Origin of the sequence: Flavobacterium caeni (assembly GCF_900101895.1) — a bacterium.
GTDB classification, from domain to species: Bacteria; Bacteroidota; Bacteroidia; order Flavobacteriales; family Flavobacteriaceae; genus Flavobacterium; species Flavobacterium caeni.
Genome location: NZ_FMVF01000006.1, coordinates 175,268 through 191,272, shown reverse-complemented (window position 1 = coordinate 191,272; position 16,005 = coordinate 175,268). Strand labels below are relative to the sequence as shown.

Below are 16,005 nucleotides of genomic sequence, written 5' to 3'. Positions count from 1 at the left end.
TTTTACCGATGCAAAAAGTTATCTTTGCGGTTCATTTAACCCGTATTGAAGATGGATACTGCCGTTGCCGGATTTTCGAAATGGTCCAAGGACGAGAAAATCGATTGGATCGCGAACACTTATTTTTCGAACCCGCAAGAAGCCGTCGCGCGCATCAAAAGCTACTGGAATTCGGACGAGGCGTTGCAAAAGCTCCACGACGAATTCATCGAAAACACGATCACGAATTTTTACCTTCCGTTTGGCATCGCGCCCAACTTCCTGATCAACGGGAAAAACTACACCGTCCCGATGGCCATCGAGGAAAGTTCGGTGGTGGCCGCGGCGAGCAAATCGGCCAAATTCTGGGCTACGCGCGGCGGTTTCAAGACCACCATCCTCGGCACGCAAAAAATCGGACAAGTACATTTTACGTTCAACGGCGAAGTGCACAAACTCGAGCGTTTCTTCGAGCAAATCAAACCGCAGTTTTTTACCGATACCGAACAACTGACCAAAAACATGCGCGCGCGCGGTGGCGGAATCACCAACATCGAACTGCGCAACAAAACCGCGCTCATGCCGGGCTATTTTCAACTGCACGCCACGTTCGAGACCAAGGATTCGATGGGCGCCAACTTCATCAATTCGTGCCTGGAACAATTCGCGCAAACCCTCGTACGTGAAGCCGAATCGCACGACGTTTTTTCGAAAGAAGAAAAAAACCTGCGTGTGGTCATGAGCATATTGTCGAATTATGTCCCGAATTGCGTGGTCAGGGCCGAAGTGTCGTGCGCCGTCGACGAACTGGCCGACAAAAACATCGACAATCCCAAGGCATTCGCCGAGAAATTCGTGCAGGCAGTACGCATCGCCGAAGTCGAGCCGTTCCGCGCCGTCACGCACAACAAAGGCATCATGAACGGTATCGATGCCGTCGTGTTGGCCACCGGCAACGATTTTCGCGCGATAGAAGCGGCGGCCCATGCGTATGCTTCCAAAGACGGGCAGTATGCCAGCCTTTCGCATGCGTCGGTCGAGGACGGGATCTTTAGGTTTTGGCTCGAAGTTCCATTGGCCTTGGGTACCGTGGGCGGACTCACGTCGTTGCATCCGCTGGTGAAAATGGCGCTCCAGATGCTCGAAAAACCTTCGGCGCATGAATTGATGCAGGTGGTTGCATCGGTAGGACTCGCGCAGAACTTTGCCGCGTTGCGTTCGCTGACCACCACTGGCATCCAGGAAGGACACATGAAAATGCACCTCAACAACATCCTGAACCAGTTCGAAGCCAACGACGAAGAGCGCGCACAGGTCAAGAAACACTTCAAAAACCACGCGGTGTCGCACTCGGCGGCGGTCAATTTCATCGAATCTTTGCGCAAACGCTAACCCATGAAGCAAAGGTTTTACAGCAACGGCAAACTGTTCATCACCGGCGAATACCTGGTGCTCGACGGTGCCAAGGCGTTTGCATTGCCGACTAAATTTGGACAAGACCTCGTGGCCGAACCAAACGACACGAAAACAATCCGCTGGACGAGTTTCGACGCCGACGGCACCGTTTGGTTCGAAACCGAGGTTTTGCTCGAAGACATTCGCGAGAACCGTCACACAGGAACGGCCGTGGCCGACACGCTCGTCGACATTTTACATGCCGCCGTACAAATGAATCCTAACTTTTTGGCATCCGAAGGTTTTTTGGTGACGACCCATTTGACGTTTCCGCGCAGTTGGGGCTTGGGCACGTCGTCTACGCTGGTCAACAACATTGCGCAATGGGCTCAGGTAGATGCCTATGAATTGCTTTGGAAAAGTTTTGGCGGCAGCGGCTACGACATCGCGTGTGCACAGCACGACAGCGCCGTGATTTTCCAACGAACCGACGCAAAACCTGTGGTAAAAACCATCGACTTTCATCCATCGTTTTCAAACAGCTTGTATTTTGTGTACCTCAACAAAAAGCAAAACAGCAAGACGGCCATTGCGAACTACCGGAATAAAAAGACGAATTTGGGCGATGCGGTGCTTCGGGCCAACGCAATCGCCGACGCCATCCTAAAAACGACCGATGCCAAAGGGTTTGCGGCACAACTCGACGCCTATGAATCCTTGTTGGCGCCAATCCTCGAAACGCCAACCGCCAAACAACAATTTTTTCCCGATTTTAACGGCACGGTCAAAAGCCTTGGCGCATGGGGTGGCGATTTTGTGCTGGCCGTTTCGACAAAAGACCCGACGGCTTACTTCCAATCCAAGGGCTACGACACCGTCATCGGGTTTGATGAGATGGTGGTGCAAAAACAATAAAACAAATCCTTCGCACATTTGGGAATATGACTTGGACGTCACGCCGCCCTTGAGAATTTTAACAAAATGTACAGATTTTTACTTCGTACAGTTCGCCCTCCGGGCTCGGGTCTGTAACGCCGGTAAGTTTTATTTTCGTTGGGATAAACCTTCATGCCCCCCTTCCCTAGAAGCAAGATATCATTTCTACAGAACAATCTGCTACAGAAAAACTGTACATTTTACTTTCGACGCCATACTACCGCAAAAAAAAAATCCCGAACGAATCGGGATTTTCTTTTTATGATGCACCAATTAGTATTGGAATTCTGCTCTTCTGTCGACGATGTCGGCTTCTGCCTTGAGCGCAGGAATCACACGGCCTGAATAGCCATTGACCTGGGCCTTTACTTTGGCCGTATAGTCTTTGTAGTCTGTAATCGCCGGGGCTTTGGTAACAGCAGTCGGCTTGACCACAAATACACCTGAATTGCCTTCGATTGGGGCCGACACTTTGTTCGCGCCTACCGCAAACGCCGTACCTACGACCTTTTTCTCAGGACCTGCGTTCGGAATGTTGGCGTTGTCGATGGTCAAATCGGCAGCTTGCTGGACGGTCGATCCGGCAGCCGTAGCGATCGCCTCGAGCGAAGCGCCTTTCATTTTGGCCTTGATCAACTCGGCTTTCTTCTGGTTCTTGAGTTTCATTTCGAGCATCGGACGCGCGTCTTCTACCGGTGTCAAGCCTTCTTCGTTGACTTTTTTCAAACGTGCAATCACGTGGCCCATGTTGGCGATTTCAAAACGCTTTACATCGCCTACGTTGGTTTCTTTGTCGAATGCCCAACGTACGATTTGGCGCTGTTGGCCTACCGCTCCGAACATCTCGTCCATTTGCTTGACACGTACCGACGGGTTCACCGTAAGTCCTTGCGCCTTGGCGGTTGCCGCGAAATCCTTGCCTTGCGCATCCATTTCGAATTTAACGGCCTTGGTGTAGACCTTGTCGGTGGTTGCTTCAGACGGCTCGATTTTTTGCGCGATGGTCGCCAAACGTACGGCGTCTTGCTTGTCGGTCACGTTGATGACGTGGAAACCAAAATCGGTCTCGACCAAACCGATCGACCCGATCGGGTTGTTGAACACGAAATCGTTGAACGGCTTGACCATCTGGCCTTGGCTAAAGTAACCCAAGTCGCCGCCTTGTTGCGCCGATGAATCGTCGGAGTTGGTGATGGCAAGCATCAGGAACATGCCCGGATTGGCCTTGACCTGCGCGAGCAAGCTTTCGGCTTTGGCCTTGGCCTCTTCCTTGGTTCTCTTTTCTTTTTTGTTCGGCACCTGCGTACCTTCGTAGCTGATCAGGATGTGGCTCGCCTTGGCGTTGGCACCCGCTTTTCTACCCATCGATTTAGAGATGCAGTAGTATGGCCCGCGCATATAGGGCCCGTAGATTTCGCCTGCAGGCAAGTTGAACAACGCTTCGGCGTGCTCGGCAGGAAGCGACTTCTTGTCTACATAGGTCGAATCATAAGGGATGTCTGAATTGTCGTTGACAAACGCAATCGTGTTGGCCGTACCCTTGAACCCTGGCAACGTATCGTTCTTGCCGGTTTCTTTGTTGTACACCACGCGCGAATTGAGCAAGCCGTTGACGGTGTTCTTGACTTCGTTTTCGTCTTCGGTCGACGCTTTTTCCTCTACCAAAACATACTCGACGTCGCGGTTGGCATCGGCCTTGTATTTTTTCTCGTTCTTTTTCATGTAGGCAACGATTTCCTCATCGGTTACCTTGACGTCGCTGTCCTTGATGGTCGAATACAACACGGCCACGTAATCGAAGCTCACTTTGTCGGCTTCCATCTGGTATTTTAGTTTACCCTCGGTGTCGGTGGTGTACATACCCGCTTTGACGAGTGTGTTGTAGATCGAATATTGTGCGTTGAGTGCCGCATCTTTCTCGGCGTCCTTGATGAACGACGCCTGCTCTGGGTTCGACTTGAAGTATTCCTTGAATTTGGCAAGATCGAACTGGCCGGCTTCGTTTTGGAACATTGGGTTTTGTCCGATGTTCGGGTTGGTTTTCATCGCTTCGAGGATTTGCGCCTCGCCCACGCGGATGCCCAATTTTTCGAACTCGGCCGTAAGCAACGCGATCGCGACTTCCTGGTCCCACACGCGGTTTACCGCCATGGTAGGGGTCATGCCTTGTTGTCCGCTTTTCTCTACATTGCTCACTTTCATGCGGAATTCCTCGAACGTGATGTCCTTGCCGTTCACGCTTCCGATGTCTTTAGACAAAGTGTTGAAGTTGCCGCTCTGGAACAAATCGCCGATGATGAACGCAAATAAACAGAATCCGATGATCAAAATAAGGAGTACCGAACGCTGTCTGATTTTTGATAAAACTGCCATTTTTATTCTTGTTATTTTTTATTTCAGTTTGCGAAAATACAATTATCTATTTAATAATAACAACGCTAACGTTTTATTTTGCGAGAAAAATAAAAAAATCAATCGCGGCGCGTCATTTTGACCAATTCGATCTTTTTATTGGTCGCTTCGGCTATCGAAAAATGGAAGTTTTCGACCGCAATTTCTTCGCCTTTTTGCGGAATTTCCTTGGTGTGGAATACGATGAATCCGCCCAGCGTACTGTAGGAATCGTCTTCTGGGATTTCGAGCTTGTAGGTCTCGTTCAAATACTCCACATCGAGCCTTGTCGAAAACAGCCACACATTGGGCCCTAGCTCCTGTTCGGTCAGCTCCTCCTCGACGGCGTCGTGTTCGTCCTCGATTTCGCCAAAAAGCTCCTCGACAATGTCTTCGACCGTCACCATGCCCGCCGTGCCGCCGTATTCGTCGAGCACGATGGCCACGCTTTTGCGTTTTTTGGTCAGCAGTTCGAGCGTGTCTTTGATAAAAATCGTCTCGGGCACAAATTCGACCGGAATCATGACCGATTTGATCGTGCGCGGTTTCTTGAACAAATCGAACGAATGGACGTAGCCCAAAATATCGTCGAGCGAGTTTTGGTAGACCAGGATTTTGGAATACCCCGTCTCGATAAACATTTCGCGCAGTTCGGCTACCGAATCGTAAATTTCCACGGCCGAAATCTCGGTGCGCGGCGTCATGATGTCGCGTGCCTTGACGCCCGAAAACTCGAGCGCGTTCTGGAAAATCTGGATTTCCGAATCGACTTCTTCGTGGTCCTCTACGGTACTCATTTGTTCGGTGATGTAATTGCCGAGTTCGGCCTTGCTGAAAAACAACGGGATCTTGTCGCCTTCGGTCTTAAAAAACACGCGCAGGATGCGGTTGGACACCCAAAGCGAAAGCCGCGACACATACGAAAAAAGCCAGTGGAACAAATAGGCCGGCAGCGCAAAAAACTTGATCAGGCTGTTGGCGTAAATCTGGAACAGTACTTTGGGGATGAATTCCGAGGTGAGCAAAACCACAACCGTGGCCGCCAAAATCTGCAACAACAAACGAACGATACCGCTAAAATGATAGCCCGAATCGGCCAGCCATCGCACGACGAGTTCGCCCATAAAAAAACCGTACACCACCAGCGCAATCGTGTTTCCGATGAGCATCGACACGATGAACCGCGACGGATCGGCCGTGAGCCGCGTCAAAATACGCGACAAAAAACCGTCCTGTTTTTTCTCGATCTCGAGGTAAATCTTATTGGCCGAAATGAACGCGATCTCCATCCCCGAAAAAAAGGCCGCCAGTATTAAACACGTGATGATAATACCGAGGTGCATGGGCTAGGATTGTTCCTGGTCGCGTTTGCGTTGCTCGAATTTGCGCGCAAAACGCAGTCTGAAGAAAAACATGAAAATGGCCAGCGCCGCGATGCCAAAACTAAGCCATGGCGCGGTACCTTGCTGGTATTCGGTGAAGCCGTGGTAAATAAAATACAATCCGGCGATCAAATAAACGTAGGGGGTAAATTTTAAGTAGCTCATATCATTCGGCTTCGTCGATGGTTCCTTTGATGCGTTGCGAGTTGACGATCTTGAAATCTTTGCTGAAATCGATGCCCTCGCCAAAGGAAACCCCTTTAGGGTCTGTAAATTTAAACTTTTTTTCGGTAAAAAACCATTCGTTCTTTTGGTCAAAATAGAGCTGCTCGGTTTCGAGCAACTGCCCCGCCTCGGAACTGATGCGCACCTTGTCGCGCAAGTCGATGATGTCGGTGCCCTTGAACGTCACGGCATAGTTCGATTTGATGAACGTGCGTTTGCCCTTGGTGTCGAACATGGTCACGTCTACGCCTTTCGGAAATTCGGTGAACGGGAATTCGACCGATGCATAATCGAGCATCAGCGGGCTTACCAGTATCGATTTGATACGGCCCGAATCGGTGTATTTGAGGTTGAAATCGGTGGCCTCGCCGCTGGGCATGAATTCCGAAAAGTTGATCTTCTGGACTTCCTTGAAATTGCTCTCGCACGAAACGAGCGCGGCGGCAAAAACCACCAGCAGCCACGTCCGGTATGGCAACAAAGCGTTCATGTTAGTCGTATCGGCGTTTGACGAACCACTGGTCGTTGAGCGACAAGCTGATGATCACGTTCAGGTAGTTTTCTTCGACCAGATTGGCCAGACCCGTGCCCTTGCGCCCGAGTTCGACACCCGCATTGAGGTTCGAAAACGTGCCGCCGAGCGGAAATCCAAAACCGCCTGTCACCGCATAATCCTTGATCTTCTGATTGTTCACGACCAACCCGGTGTTCTCATAACGGAATCCGGCGCGGTACACGATCTTGCTGAAATAGCTCGAAAACGACGCATAGTTCGGGATGTAGTAGCCGCCCACGCTGTAACGGAACCCGTTCTCGAAAGTAGCGTTGGAAATGTCGGCAAAACGGTTGCCGAAATTGCTGCTTTGCTGCAACGTGAGCTCGGTACCGATAAGCCATTTGCGCTCCTGTCCAAAGCCCGCGCCCACCGAAAATTTCGACGGCAACTTGAGTGTACGTTTTTGGTTGGCCGCATCGAGCTGCTCTACAATCCCCGGATCGTAATCCTCGACATATTCGATAAGTCCATAAATGCGTTGGTTGCGCAGCGTCAAACTCGTCTCGGGCATATAGGTCGCGCTGGCGTAGAGGTCGTATTTTTTGTTGATACGGGTTTTGTACATGGCACCCAACGTCACGCTGAGCCCGGTAAGATCGGTATTGTTGGTCTCTTTGGTACCGAATTGCAAAAATGTCGGATTGGCGATGATGCCATTGGTTTCGATCTCGCCAAAATGATAGCCCAAATCGGCCCCTACATTAAATTTTGAATTGATCTTATAAGCGAATCCCACATAGGCTTTGTTGACACCGCCCGAACCGTTGTATTTTCTGATGAGCCCTTCGGTATCTTCGTTGCGCACCTTGTACCCCACCGCAGTGAACGGCACCAACCCGAACGAAACGCCAATATTCTTGGTCACGGGCAGGCCCACCGCCAGGTAATCGAACGTGGTACGCTGCGCCTTCTCGTTGCCTTGGTACGAATGATAACGCCCCGAATTGAAGCTCCCGGCCACGGTAAATGTAGTCAGCTTAAGCGTCGAATAAGACGCCGGATTTTGCAGATTGAGGTGGATACTGTCGCCAAATACCGCAACACTTCCCATAAGCCTGTTCTCGACAGCCCCTTTGAATTTCACCTCGCCGATACCAAAAAACGAATACGGGGAAGCGGTTCCCTGTTGCGCCTGCGCGGCCAATGAAAACAGGATGAATAGGGGCAACAAAAATCTTTTAACCATTTGTGATTTGATATTGAAAGGTTTGGTTCAGGCTCTCGAGCAAAAAATTTGAATGGGCAAATATGGTATTTTTTAATCTACTGGCCAAAAAATCGGCGTCACCGCCAGTTAAAATTATGATAAAGTTTGGATGCCGCTCGCGGTACCGATCGATAAAGCCATCCATCTCGCAAACCACGCCGTTCACCACGCCCGAATGGATCGACTCGGCCGTCGAATTGCCAATCAAATCCTGCGGCGCCGTACGCTCGAGCAAAGGCAGCTTGGCCGTGTAATTGTTCAGCGCTGTATACCGCAACCTGATGCCTGGCGCAATGGCCCCGCCCAGATATTCGTTACGGTCGTTGACAAAATCATAGGTGATGGCCGTACCGGCATCGATCACCAGCCGGTTTTGGCCGGGAAAACGCAGCACCGCGCCCGCCGCCAACACCATACGGTCGATACCCAACGTGGCGGGCGTCGCATACTTATTGACAAAAGGAAAACGATCCTCGTGCGTCACAAAATGCAGTTTCTTGCCAAACCCAAAGGCATCGCGTCCCAAACTGCCCACCGACGCCACAACAATATCGGTAATTCCATCATGCGCTTTCAGAATTTTTTCGACGGCAGGCACCAAAGCATCTTTGTCAAAAAAAGCAGCTTCCAAAACAGTATTGCGTTCAAATACAGCATACTTGATTCTGGTGTTCCCCACATCGATGGCCAATAGCATAAGCAACGGTTTTACGGCGCGAAGTTACGAAACGATTTTTTTTGATTTTTGTTTTGGATAAATTAAAAATCATCCTATATTTGCACCCGCATCAAAGCAACGGTACCTTAGCTCAGATGGTAGAGCAATGGACTGAAAATCCATGTGTCCCTGGTTCGATCCCTGGAGGTACCACAAAAACCCGAAACGCAATTGTTTCGGGTTTTTTGTTTCTTAACTTTATCATGCCCCTGGTTCCCCCGATACTTCGGGGCTGGAGGTACCACAGATTACGTTTCGGGTTTTTTGTTTTTATGCGTTAAGATCCAAAGGAATCTGATGAACAAATTTCGTTTTTGGGCGTGCCGGCGCAATCCACATCGGTCGTGAAATGACGCTGGCGGCGCGCCGTCAGGCTTTCCGTTTCAAGTCCTCGCCCCTGCGGGGCTGCGGGCTTTACACTACAATCCTTCACGCGGGCATCGCGTTATACCGACGTCATCGGCAACGATTGCAACGCCTCGTCGATGGCCGTCTTCAAATCGGGCATGGTGGAGCGCTTTTTCATCAGGTAGTCGGCCCCTGAATCGGTGTATTGCTTGACCAATTTTTTCGGGTAAGCCCCCGAAATCATCACCACCGGAATGTTTTTCCAATCGTTGGATTGTTTGAGCACGGCCAAAATCTCCTCGCCATTGACAAGCGGCATGTGCACATCGAGAAATATGGCATGCGGTTTTTCGGCGGCCAGGTTCAAATCGAGCATCAAATCCGGGGCATTGGTGTAGGTCGTGACCAAGTGGCCCAATTGCGCGGCCGCGTCCTTAAAAAAGGTGAGGTCGTCGCGGTCGTCGTCAAGGTAGAATAAAAGTTTGGGGTCTTTCATAATCGTTAATTTGTACAAAAATACGGCAACCCAAAAGCGGCTGCCTTACATTACAAACGCAGAATCTTACAACATTAGTACGGTTTTGACACAAAAAGTAACGGCTGTGTTTTTCAGATTAACCGTATTCCTTTCAAAATAAAACGCTTACATTCGTAGACCAATCGCAATTTTATGAAACATTTTTTCGCTACGCTCGTGGTGGTCGGCACACTGGGTTTTCCGTGCGCATCGGCCCAATCGCTCTTGCCGCACGGGTTAACCGCGGTAGAAAAAGCGCAACTTTCGCAATTCACATTTCGGCATGCCGCGCTCACCCCGCCGCCAACAACCGCCGTACGTGCCGCCGCCGAATGGGAAGAAGTCGAATACCTGGTCGTTTCATGGCAGCCCGGATTCCAAAACATCCTGCGTCAGATTGTGGCCGTGGGCGTCACCGAATGTAAGGTCATCATCACCACGCAGAACCAAGCTTCGGTTGCCAATTACCTGACTGCCAACAGCGTACCGCTCACCAATGTCATCTTTATGGATGCGCCCGCCGACAGCATCTGGATCCGCGACTACGCGGGCAATACGGTCTATGCCAACGACGTGGGCGAACTCGCGCTCACCGATTGGATCTACAACCGGCCGCGCCCCAACGACAACGCCATGCCCTCGGCGCATGCCACGCAGGTGGGCATCCCGATCTACATCACCGACTCGGGCACGAACGACCTGGTCAACACGGGCGGCAATTACATGTCCGACGGGATGGGCAACGCGTTCGCATCGAATTTGATCCTCGACGAAAACGCCGTGGGCAACCCCTATGGCGTATCGGCCAAAACCGAAGCGCAAATAAACCAGATCATGCTCGACTACATGGGCATTGCCCGCTATGTCAAGATGCCGACGTTGCCATACGACGAAATCCACCACATCGACATGCACATGAAACTGCTCGACGAACAAACGCTACTCGTGAGCAAATACCCGCCGGGTGTAGCCGATGGCCCGCAAATCGAGGCCAACATCGACTATGTCACCGCGAACTTCCTGTCGCCGTTTGGTACGCCTTACAAAATCGAATGGATCGACGCCCCGCCGAGTACGGGCGGCGCCTTTCCCGATACGGGTGGCGCTTACCGCACCTACAGCAACTCGGTCATCGTCAACAAATCGATTCTGGTGCCCGTGTACCGCCCCGAAGTCGACGCGGCCGCGCTGGCCAAGTACCAACAACTGATGCCGGGCTACAATGTGGTGGGCATAGACGTAGACAACCCGGGCGAGAACCTGATCAACCTGTTGGGCGCAATCCACTGCATCACGCACACCATTGGCGTGGCCGACCCGCTTTGGATCGTACACCAGCCTATTGCCGAGGCCAATGCGGGCCAAACCGTGACCATCAACGCCACGATCAAGCACCAATCGGGCATTGCCTGGAGCAAGGTGTTTTGGCGCGAAACGGGCAGCACGGCCTTCAATGAGGTACCGATGATTTTGCTCGACAACGACATATGGACTGCCGACATCCCGATCCCAAACCCGGGCGTAGATGTAGAATATTATATCGGTTCGTCGTCTATGTCGGGCAAAACGCTCACAAGACCCCTGCCCGCGCCCGCCGGTTATTGGACCATCGATGTACAGATGCTTTCGACCGAGGCATGGGCCGCGACGCACATTGCCGGCCCGTATCCGAATCCTGCGCGCGACAAAGTCAATTTCAACTTCGGGCAAATCGGCGCGGTAGACGTGACCATCACCAATACGCTCGGGCAAACGCTCTCACGGCAATCGATCGACGGCAACGGACTGTTTACGCTCGAACTGCAAAGCGATTGGAAAGGCACGTTGTTCGTCCTGTTCGAAGGCGCGTTTGGCCAGGTGACGCGCAAGGTGGTCAAACTATAAATTATTCTTAACGCACCAAAGGCTTTGTTTTTAATCGCTAATTTTAGGATAATGGATTGGAAACAAAAAACAGCCATCGGCATTTTGGTTTTGTTCGGCGTGGTTTTGCTGATGGGCATTGGCGTCAATGTTTGGATCGACCGCGCGTTGCCCAAAATGTTGCGCGAAAAAAACCGCTCCGATTACGCCATCGACTACAAAAACCTGAGCTATTCGCTGATGGACGGGTACATCAAAGCCGACAGCATCGAGGTGGTTCCCAAGTCGGCCGCTGCAAACCAAGCCATCAAATCGGGGTTGTACGCCACGGTGCAATCGGTCGAGATCAAGAATTTCAAAATCTGGAGCGTGCTGTTTTCAGACCGTATCCGCGCGCGCAGCATCACCGTGACGCGTCCGCAAATTGTCGTGTACAAGAAAAACGACAAGGCGTCGCACCCCAAGAACCTCAAGAAAACGGTGGTCGCGCCTTTCGACAAAATCGTTTCGGTATCGGACATTTACGTGCGAAACGCCGACGCGAAAGTCGTCAACACCCAAACCCAAAAAGCGTTGCTGCACGCGGCCAACGTCAACCTGCAGCTCGAAGGCATCCGCATAGACGACCAAACGCTCGACCAAAAAATCCCGTTCGCGTTCGACGCCTACGAATTCAGTTGCGACAGCGCATACTACCAGGCCAACGGGTTTTATCATTTGACGACGCAAAAAATCGCCGCGACCCGGGATGAACTTTCCATCGGCGATTTCAAGTTGACGCCGCGCTATTCAAGACGTGCGTTCGTACAGAAAATCGCAAAAGAGAAGGATTTGTTTGTGGTATCGGCCAAGCAAATCAAACTCGATCGGCTCGATTGGGGCTTTCGCGACACGGTGCTGTTTGCGCATGTCGGTTCGGTACAAATCGACAAGGCGCTGGCCGATATCTACCGCGCCAAAATGCCGCCCGACGACCTCAGCAAAAAACCGCTTTACAACAAACTGCTGCGCGATCTGGACTTCGATTTAAAGGTCGATACGTTGCGTTTGCGGCAGTCGTTGCTTGCCTATGAAGAGGAAAAATCGTTCGGACAGGGTTCGGGCAAATTGATCTTCGACCGGTTCGACCTGACGGCCACGCACATTTGCAGTGGGTTCAGGCAAAAAAAGCTACCCGACCTCAAGATCGACATCGACTGCCGATTCATGGCCACTTCGCCCATGCACGTCGAATGGAAGCTCAACGTTTTGGACAAATCCGACGGGTTCAACATACGTGGCAGGATCAAAAATGTCGATGCGGCGCGCGTCAACGCATTCACCAAACCCTATCTCAACGCCACGACAGAGGGCACGCTCAACGAAGTGTTTTTTAATTTTACAGGGAACGATGTACGCTCGCACGGCGAATTCGCGATCAAATACGACGATTTCAAGGTCACCGTCTACCAGCAAAACGACCGGTCAAAAAAGAACAAATTCCTAACCGCCGTGGGCAATCTGTTTGTCAAGAACGATACAAAGGGGCAGGTCAAAGCCACGCAGGTCGAGGTCGAACGCATCCCCGAAAAATCATTCTACAACTTTTTTTGGCGCAACATCGCACAAGGATTACTTCAGATTTTTGTTTGAACGGGCGCAGCCGTGGAGTCTTTGGCTACGGGCGTTGCGGTTTCGACATACTTGGTCTCGGCCAGTTCCTCGGTTTGACGGCCCAGTTTGACCTTGGGGTCGTCCTTGGTCCCGGTGATGGTCATCGGGATACCGATGATGCCCAGCGGCGGCAGGCCCAAACGCATCTTGAAATTGATCGCGCCGTCGAAACTCGTCGTGCCTTCGATACGCGGACGGAACCCGGCCATCTTGAACTTGAAACGCTCTACGGTGATGATGTTGTTCTTGATTGAACTGTGTATCTGCACATCGGCAACATCGGGATTTTCGAGCTCGCTGTGCTGGGTCTCGCGGCTCACGGCGCCAAACATTTTAAAACCCATCACCTTGACCTTGCGCACCGAAATCGTACCGCCTCCTTCGAGCGACGGGTAAATCGGCTGCATTTGGTCGTCGAGCTTGCCGTTGACTTTGTAGGCAAGCGAGATGATCCCTTGCGCATTTTCGGCCGCCGACGCCATTTCGCGAAACAGCTTGACTTCGTCGTAGGCGCGTTTGATGTCGAAGTCCTTGGCCGAAACCTTGAAATCGAACGCCGCGCGCGACGGGGTTTCGTTGGTATAATCCGCTTCGAAAGCCACCTTGGTACCGATCAGTTCGAAGCCCGTGTTGCGCAAACTGAGCTTGCCTTGGTGCACCGAAAGATTGCCCTTGGTTTGCGTAAGTTCCAACCCGTCGAAATGGACCTTTGCTGCATCGGCCGAAAACTGCAAATCCAGGTTACGCGGGATGGCAATCACGCCTTTGGCGGGTTCGGTCGGGGTCGTCGCGGTAGAATCTGTCGGTGTCTCGGCCACGCCCGAAGTAAATTCGTCGATATTGAGGTATTGCGAAGCCAACGCAAACGAGCCTTTGAGCGTCTCGCGGTCGGACAACGCATAGTTGATCACGTTCTCGAGCGCGCCGTTCAACTTGAAATCCGACTGGCCATACGTCGCATTAAAATTATCGAACGTCATACGGTTTCGGTCGAACGCAAAAAGCCCGTCGCGGATCACGAATGGTTTCGGAAAATACCCCGAACGCATCCTGATGTCGCGCAGCGCCAGGGTTCCACGGTTGTCGAGCTTGTCGTAACGTCCTTCGGTCGCGTCGCTTTGTTTGCCCTTGAACGCCACATCGGCCTTGATGAATCCTTGCAAATCGAGGCCTTTTTGCGAAAATACACGGTACACCTTGGCCACATCGATTTCGCCCTTGGCCTGGATGTCGTAGGCCACATCGGCAAAATCATCGAACGTGGCGCGCAACGCAAACGGCTTGCCCTCGAATACGAACGATGCTGGACTGATGACCAGCTTGCTGTCCTGGAATGCGCCGTTGCGGTTGGTGAGCGACGCCACCAGGTTGATGTTTTGTATCGGCTGCGGATAATAAGTCGTTTGGACCGACGCGTTTTGCAGCGAGAACTTCCCGTTGGTCACCGGAAAAAGATCCTTGGTCTTGTCGTAGGTTCCTTTGGAAACGATGTTCATGTCGAGTTTTCCTTTCAAATCGATGTTGTCGATCCCGAACGCCTGATCCATTTTTTGCAAATCGAGCTCCGATTGGACGCGCGCGTCGATCACCGGCTTGCTCATACCCTCCGATTTGACGATCGCCTTGAAATAATCTTTGCCGACATTGAAAAAAATCGAATCGATGTTCACCTGCAAACGCTCGGGGTCAAGCGCCGGAAGCTTGGTATCGAAATTCAAATACAGGTTGGTCACCGGCAGCGGCGCCTTGTTGCTTTCGATCTCGCCGTCGCGGATTTTCATGTTAAAGGCCACATCGGGCTTTTTGTTCTGCGAGGCGATGTATTGGCCTTTGAGCGTGAGCGACAGATCGGTGCGCCCATCTACACTGGTCTTTTCGAGCCACGTCACGTATTGCGGCGGTAAGGCCGTAAAAAAATCGTTGAGTTTGCTGTTTTGCGATTGGATCTTGAAGTCGATGTCGTAGCCGTTGCGCAAAAAGTCGAATTTACCCGTAAACTCCACCGGAAGCTTGTTGATCTTGAGGTTGTTTTGCGCGAACACAAATGCCAGCGAGTTGGTGTTGATTTGGGTGACCAGTTCGGCACGCACACGTTTGTTCTTGAGGTAGGTTTCGCCGTCGAACGACAGGTCGAGCGAACCGATTTCGGCCTCGGTAAAAATATCGAACACGGCCTGGTCGAGCGCACCTTTGCCCAAATAGTCGAACCCACGTGCGTCGATCAGCATCTTGGCCGAACGATCGTTGTACACCAGGTGGCTGTCGCGGATGTCGATGCGTTCGAGCTTGAGCGATGTCCCTGACGGATCGTCGGTTTCAGTGGTTTCTTCGGACACATAGACGTTGTAATTGGCTTCGCCCTTTTCGTTGACCTGCACATTCATCAATGCCTTGGACAGGAAAATCTTGTCGATGTGCACCTGCCCGTTAAAAACGAGTCGTTTGAGGTTGATGCCGAACGAAATCTCATCGGCCGACACCAGCGTTTGTTTGGCGTACGGTTTGGATCCGTTGAGTTTGAAATCTTTGAGGGTGAGCGTAAGCGAAGGGAAATGCGCAAAGAAAGACAAATCGGCCTCTTTGAAATGGAGCTCGCCTTCGAGCCTTTCGTTGGCAAAATCCTTTATTTTTTGCTCGATCTGGCCTGGGAAAAGGACGGGTAACAAAAACAACACGAGCAACAATCCGGCAATCGAAATTCCGGTCCATTTGAGCACTTTCAAGATGCGCGATCTGACACTTGGTTTCATGCCGCAAAACTAGTCATCCGCAGCTTTTTAGCAAAGCAATTAACGGCATTTTACGAAAAAATAAAAAGCCTTTCGTTTGACGGAA

General features: G+C 51.5%; 12 protein-coding genes and 1 tRNA gene. 5 read left to right on the top strand and 8 right to left on the bottom strand.

The genetic code is table 11. The features are described from left to right. The first annotated feature begins 51 nt into the window (after positions 1 to 51). Both BLP55_RS07695 and BLP55_RS07690 read left to right on the top strand, forming a co-directional pair. The gene (locus BLP55_RS07695) at positions 52 to 1,371 is read left to right on the top strand and encodes a hydroxymethylglutaryl-CoA reductase, degradative (protein WP_091141758.1); all 1,320 of its coding nucleotides are present in this window, start codon (positions 52 to 54) and stop codon (positions 1,369 to 1,371) included. 3 nt (positions 1,372 to 1,374) lie between these two features. Further along, the gene (locus BLP55_RS07690) at positions 1,375 to 2,289 is read left to right on the top strand and encodes a GYDIA family GHMP kinase (RefSeq protein WP_091141757.1); all 915 of its coding nucleotides are present in this window, start codon (positions 1,375 to 1,377) and stop codon (positions 2,287 to 2,289) included. Between the two features lie 294 nt (positions 2,290 to 2,583). On the opposite strand, the gene BLP55_RS07685 is transcribed toward BLP55_RS07690, so the two are convergent. The 6 genes from BLP55_RS07685 to BLP55_RS07660 all read right to left on the bottom strand — a co-directional run bounded on the left by BLP55_RS07685 (position 2,584) and on the right by BLP55_RS07660 (position 8,768). Continuing rightward, the gene (locus tag BLP55_RS07685; RefSeq protein ID WP_091141756.1) at positions 2,584 to 4,683 is read right to left on the bottom strand and encodes a peptidylprolyl isomerase; all 2,100 of its coding nucleotides are present in this window, start codon (positions 4,681 to 4,683) and stop codon (positions 2,584 to 2,586) included. A gap of 98 nt (positions 4,684 to 4,781) precedes the next feature. Beyond that, positions 4,782 to 6,044, bottom strand: a complete 1,263-nt coding sequence (locus tag BLP55_RS07680) for a hemolysin family protein (RefSeq protein WP_091141755.1) — start codon at positions 6,042 to 6,044, stop codon at positions 4,782 to 4,784. A 3-nt stretch (positions 6,045 to 6,047) separates the two neighbouring features. Continuing rightward, positions 6,048 to 6,248: a hypothetical protein gene (locus BLP55_RS07675; RefSeq protein ID WP_091141754.1), complete on the bottom strand. Its 201-nt coding sequence runs from the start codon at positions 6,246 to 6,248 to the stop codon at positions 6,048 to 6,050. A gap of 1 nt (position 6,249) precedes the next feature. Beyond that, positions 6,250 to 6,798 (bottom strand): LPS export ABC transporter periplasmic protein LptC, encoded by a 549-nt coding sequence (lptC, locus tag BLP55_RS07670; protein WP_091141753.1) that lies wholly within the window; start codon positions 6,796 to 6,798, stop codon positions 6,250 to 6,252. 1 nt (position 6,799) lies between these two features. After that, positions 6,800 to 8,050: a BamG family beta-barrel-assembly machinery protein gene (locus tag BLP55_RS07665; RefSeq protein ID WP_091141752.1), complete on the bottom strand. Its 1,251-nt coding sequence runs from the start codon at positions 8,048 to 8,050 to the stop codon at positions 6,800 to 6,802. Beyond that, positions 8,043 to 8,768, bottom strand: coding sequence for a type III pantothenate kinase (locus tag BLP55_RS07660; protein ID WP_091141751.1), 726 nt, complete (start codon positions 8,766 to 8,768; stop codon positions 8,043 to 8,045). Before BLP55_RS07660 ends, BLP55_RS07665 begins: the two co-directional genes overlap by 8 nt. Before the next feature lie 101 nt (positions 8,769 to 8,869). On the opposite strand from BLP55_RS07660, the gene BLP55_RS07655 reads away from it, so the two are divergent. Beyond that, positions 8,870 to 8,942 (top strand) — tRNA-Phe (locus BLP55_RS07655). 292 nt (positions 8,943 to 9,234) lie between these two features. Here the strand turns inward: BLP55_RS07655 and BLP55_RS07650 are convergent. Next, a complete protein-coding gene (locus BLP55_RS07650; protein WP_091141750.1) occupies positions 9,235 to 9,633 on the bottom strand; it encodes a response regulator in 399 nt (132 codons plus the stop codon). A gap of 174 nt (positions 9,634 to 9,807) precedes the next feature. Here BLP55_RS07650 and BLP55_RS07645 point away from each other — a divergent pair, with 174 nt between their 5' ends. Together BLP55_RS07645 and BLP55_RS07640 are read left to right on the top strand one after the other, a co-directional pair. Further along, positions 9,808 to 11,538, top strand: coding sequence for an agmatine deiminase family protein (locus BLP55_RS07645; RefSeq protein WP_091141749.1), 1,731 nt, complete (start codon positions 9,808 to 9,810; stop codon positions 11,536 to 11,538). Between the two features lie 51 nt (positions 11,539 to 11,589). Next, the gene (locus BLP55_RS07640; RefSeq protein ID WP_091141748.1) at positions 11,590 to 13,149 is read left to right on the top strand and encodes a hypothetical protein; all 1,560 of its coding nucleotides are present in this window, start codon (positions 11,590 to 11,592) and stop codon (positions 13,147 to 13,149) included. Here BLP55_RS07640 and BLP55_RS07635 read toward each other — a convergent pair. Next, complete coding sequence (locus BLP55_RS07635) at positions 13,134 to 15,920, bottom strand: AsmA family protein (protein WP_091141747.1); 2,787 nt, start codon at positions 15,918 to 15,920, stop codon at positions 13,134 to 13,136. The two genes, BLP55_RS07640 and BLP55_RS07635, sit on opposite strands and share 16 nt — an antisense overlap. Between the last annotated feature and the right edge of the window lie 85 nt (positions 15,921 to 16,005).